Origin of the sequence: Bradyrhizobium sp. AS23.2 (assembly GCF_001908185.1) — a bacterium.
Classification (GTDB): domain Bacteria; phylum Pseudomonadota; class Alphaproteobacteria; order Rhizobiales; family Xanthobacteraceae; genus Bradyrhizobium.
The window spans coordinates 1-4,415 of sequence record NZ_LGHM01000181.1; the positions used below are offsets into that span (position 1 = coordinate 1).

At 63.5% G+C, this 4,415-nt stretch carries 3 protein-coding genes; 2 read left to right on the top strand and 1 reads right to left on the bottom strand.

Going from position 1 to position 4,415, the window contains the following annotated elements; translation table 11 throughout:
* Positions 1-347 precede the first annotated feature (347 nt).
* Positions 348-533, top strand: coding sequence for a hypothetical protein (locus AC630_RS34260; RefSeq protein ID WP_074122839.1), 186 nt, complete (start codon positions 348-350; stop codon positions 531-533).
* Positions 534-1,262: 729 nt separating this feature from the next.
* On the opposite strand, the gene pdxR is transcribed toward AC630_RS34260, so the two are convergent.
* Complete coding sequence (pdxR, locus tag AC630_RS34265) at positions 1,263-2,753, bottom strand: MocR-like pyridoxine biosynthesis transcription factor PdxR (RefSeq protein WP_074122840.1); 1,491 nt, start codon at positions 2,751-2,753, stop codon at positions 1,263-1,265.
* Between the two features lie 112 nt (positions 2,754-2,865).
* Here pdxR and AC630_RS34270 point away from each other — a divergent pair, with 112 nt between their 5' ends.
* Complete coding sequence (locus AC630_RS34270; protein WP_074122841.1) at positions 2,866-4,095, top strand: benzoate/H(+) symporter BenE family transporter; 1,230 nt, start codon at positions 2,866-2,868, stop codon at positions 4,093-4,095.
* The last annotated feature ends 320 nt before the right edge of the window (positions 4,096-4,415 follow it).

Consider the following 4,415-nt stretch of genomic DNA (forward strand, 5'->3'; position numbering starts at 1 on the left):
GGATCGCCCGCGGTCCGCGTCAGGCGATCCGCCTTTACCAGTACGCGATCGTCAGCCGGCTGCGGCCGCAGTGAGAAGCTGACCGCGACAAAAGCGACGCAGAGCATTATGCCCACCACCATAGCGCGCTGAAAGGTTGGCCTGGCAGCATTTTGAAATGAGGGGTGCTACTCCTCTTTGCCAGCTGTTCAAATCCAGCCTGGGAAAGCTTTTGCAATTGTTCGGCTTCGCGATGCTCGACGGAAAGCGCGCGGTAGTGAGCGGCCATCTCACGATAGTGTTCTCGTGACAAAAGATCGATCGCCTCCGCAGCGCGTTTTTCTGGGGGATCAGCGCATGGGGGAGCCATGACTGACAGCGAGTGGAAGGAGCGCTGGCACGAGGTCGAGCGCTTTCGAGTGATGGCGCGGAAAACGACAGACCCAGTCGCGGCGGCTCTGCTTCTCGACATCGTGTCGGACTTGGAAGCCGACCTGAATGAGTTGGTCGACGTAGAGGCGCAGGCGCTGCCAGGGCTTGGGGCCGCTGCATGAGTGCAGGCTTCGTCGATTGATCCAGCCAGGCAACCGGAGCTCGCCATAGCTTCGCGAAGTTGCTCGTGCTGCCCGACTGAGGAACGGCGAGGGCGCCGGCCCGCCGGTTCGCGCTGGCGGGCCCTCCAACGCTCATCCTTCGCCGCGCGGGTTCGCTGCTTGCCGGTGTCCCGAGCGAGCGGACGGTGTCTGCCTCAGGGCGGGCAAGCTGTGCCGGGTGCTGGCACGCGCCCCTGACCACCTGACCAGGGACAATCGGTTGTGGCGTCGGAAGCGGTGGCATCGGAAGCGGCGGCCACGGACGGATCGGCACCGGTTCGTCGAATTGGAGCACCCGCCTAAGTCAATATTCGGCGCTATCGTTGTATTCGAGGGATTCCGGCGAAGGCAGATTACGACACGAAAGCGGCATCGAGCGTAGCTCGCAAACTATCGATTCCTAGGCCGGCGCAGCGTAAGCCCCACTGCTGGTCGTGGATGTGGAAAGCCTTGCGACGTCACGCTCGCGGATCAGACGCGGAGCGATCGATCACGGTATAAGCACCGCAGCGAACGCCATGGCTAGGGGAAGCAACCCGAGTCCGATCGCGCCGGCCCTGTAAGCCATCCCCTTGTCGAGTAGTGGTTTGGATGGGTGACGCATGACCAAGCCTCCTCGCAGCCCCACCGACGGCAGCATGCACCCGCTGAAGGAAATCCGCTAGGGCTTCTACGCCGTTTCGCGGTGACCTATGCCTTCATCACCGTCCGAAATGCATTCGCCAATTTCCTGACCGCGATCTCGATCTCGTTCGGGGTGTAGGCGGCAAAACCCATCAGGAACCCGGCCTTGCCGTTTCCGGCGGCATGAAGTGCTGACAATCCCAGGATCTCGATCCCGACACGTCGGGCCGCATCGATGGCGGTGCGCTCCGACAGGTCGCAGGTCAGCACACACGGCATTTGCAAGCCGCCGACAGGCACCCGCGCCTCGACAAAATCCGATAGACGTTTGCTGACCTGGGTTGCCAGCACGTCGAGCCTTTCAGCGTAGATGCCGCGCATGGTGCGGACATGCGCGCCGAAATGCCCGCCTTCCATGAACCGGGCGAGCGTCAGTTGCGCCATCGGGGCGGAGTGCCCGTCAAGCAGCGTGCGCGCGACGGTCATCGGCTTCACGAGCTGGGGCGGCAGCACGACGTAGCCGATCCTCAAGCCCGGAAAGAGCGATTTGGTGAAGGTGCCGATGTAGATGGTTCGGTCGTGCGAATCGAGGCCCTGCACGCAGGCTGTCGGCTTGCCGGCATAATGGAATTCACTGTCGTAATCATCCTCGACGATCCATGCCTGATGCCTGGCGGCCCATTCGATCAGCGCCAGACGGCGATCGAGTGCCAGCGTCGCGCCGGTCGGGAACTGGTGCGAAGGCGTCAGGAACACGGCCTTGACCTTCCGTGATTCAGTCGTGATCTGCTCGACGACGATGCCCTGACGATCCACGCGAACGGGCACACATTCCAACCCCGCCGCGTCGAACGCCCTGCGCGCGCCATAGTAAGCGGGGTCCTCGATGAAGAGGCGATCGCCGGAGTCGAGCAGCAAGTTCGCACACAGGGTTAGCGCCTGTTGCGAACTGGTGAGGATCAGCACTCGGTCGGCCGTGGCGCGCGCGCCCCGCTCAAGGTTCACATAATCGGCGACGGCGCGTCGCAGCGGTTCGGTCCCCTGCGGATCGCCGTGAAGCAGGGCCTGCGTGCCGGTTTCCTTCAACACTTGCCGCTCCAGACGCTCCCAGAGCTGAAGCGGAAAGTTGCGTGTCTCCGGCACCCCATGCGCGAAAGGCCGCGGTGCAAGCAGTTCGCGCACGCCGCCGCTGCGAAACATGGCGTTGCCGCGCTTGCTGAGGTCGGGAGCCTGGTTGGGCAACAGCGCGTCCCGCCGGGACAGTCTGCGCCCCGGCGTGAACTCCGTCATCTCCGCCACGAAGCTGCCGCTGCCGACTCGCCGGTCGATGAAACCTTCGGCGTGAAGCTGGGCATAGGCCGCCTCGATCGTGTCGCGCGACACGCCGAGGGATTTGGCGAGCGCGCGCGAGGCTGGCAGCGGTTTCCCCGGTCCGAGTGCGCCATCGAGAATCAACTGCCGGATCGCCCGCTGAATCCGCGCGTGAAGCGGCATCGCCGCATGGGCGGGATGGGCAAGCCAGGCCTTCACGGACTCGAGTTGGGAATGCTTGAACAAATGGTCTGGGTCTGTCGAATGAAGTGGATGGATTCATCAGACCATTGATCGCCTAGATGTCAAGCCATCTCATCGCCGTTGCATCGAAGCCCTCTGGAGTCTCGTCAAGACTATGTCGTCTGGTTCATCATCATCCATTCGCTTGAGCGATCTGACGCACCCTGTCGTCGCGGGGCTGATCTCCGTCATCGTCAACTATGGCGGCACGTTCATTCTCGTCTTTCAGGCCGCTAAGGTCGCGGGTCTGAGCCCCGAACTGACGGCATCCTGGGTCTGGTCCGTTTCCATCGGCGTGGGGCTGACGGGACTTTTCCTGAGCTGGCGCTATCGCGAGCCGATCATCACCGCCTGGTCTACTCCGGCCGCGGCTTTCCTCGTCACCGCGCTTGCAACGACGCCCTATGCGGAGGCTGTCGGCGCTTACATGATCTCGGCAGCGGCATTCGTCGCTCTCGGCGTATCAGGGTATTTCGAGAAGGTCATCCGGCTGATCCCGCCCGGCATCGCCTCGGGCCTGCTCGCGGGCATCCTGCTGCAATTCGGTATCGGCGCATTCGGCGGCGCGAGCGTCGATCCGTTGCTGGTCGGGTTGCTGATCGTCGCTTATGTTGTGCTGAAGCGTTTCTCCGCCCGCTATGCCGTGGTCGGCATCCTCGTTCTTGGGCTCGCGTTCCTGCTAACGCAAGGCCGCGTCGACCTGTCGGGGCTCCAGCTTCAGTTCGCGACTCCGGTGTTCACCATGCCGGAATTCTCGCTGAATGCGCTCCTGAGCGTCGCGCTGCCGCTGTTCCTGATTACGCTGACCGGCCAATACATGCCAGGAATGCTCGTGCTGCGGAACGACGGCTTCAAGACCAGCGCCAATCCCATCGTGACCGTGACGGGCCTCGGCTCGCTCGTCATGGCACCGTTCGGCTCGCACGCCTTCAACATCGCGGCCATCACGGCGGCCATTGCCACCGGCAGAGAAGCCCATGAAGACCCGTCGAGGCGGTGGATTGCCGGCATCGCGGCGGGCGTCTTCTATGTCCTCGTCGGGGTGTTCGGCGTGACGCTCGCCGCCGCGTTCATGGCATTCCCCGCAACTTTCATCACGACGCTGGCCGGTCTCGCGCTGCTCGGCACGATCGGCGGCAGCCTCGCAGGAGCGATGGCCGATCCGACCTCCCGTGAGGCGGCGTTGATTACCTTTCTGGCCTCCGCCGCGAACATCAAGCTGCTCGGCATCGGTGGGGCATTCTGGGGGCTGCTGATCGGCCTTGTCGCCTACGTCGTTCTGAACGGCCGCCTGCGGCGTCGAGAGCGCGCCGACCTGACCATCACCGAGGGCGTCGCGAAGTGATGTTAACCGAGACCATGCGCGGGCGTGTCTTGGAATCGGAGTGCAAGTCAGCCGAGTCCTTGAGCGGCTTGCGTAGCGACACGCGCCCTGTCGCGTAGTTTGAGTTTCGGCGAGGCCCAAACTAGTCCATCAGGTCTGCCAGCTTCCGCTGGCTGGCGCCTCTCCAACGAGCAACTTCGCCGATTCTAGGGGCGGACTATCTCGCCTCGAGTGGATCGCCCGCGGTCCGCGTCAGGCGATCCGCCTTTACCAGTACGCGATCGTCAGCCGGCTGCGGCCGCAGTGAGAAGCTGACCGCGACAAAAGCGACGCAGAGCATT

Excerpts from the sequence above, each read along its gene's own strand:
- AC630_RS34260 (WP_074122839.1), top strand. The coding sequence starts at position 348 with ATGACTGACAGCGAGTGGAAGGAGCGCTGGCACGAGGTCGAGCGCTTT.
- AC630_RS34270 (WP_074122841.1), top strand. The coding sequence starts at position 2,866 with ATGTCGTCTGGTTCATCATCATCCATTCGCTTGAGCGATCTGACGCAC.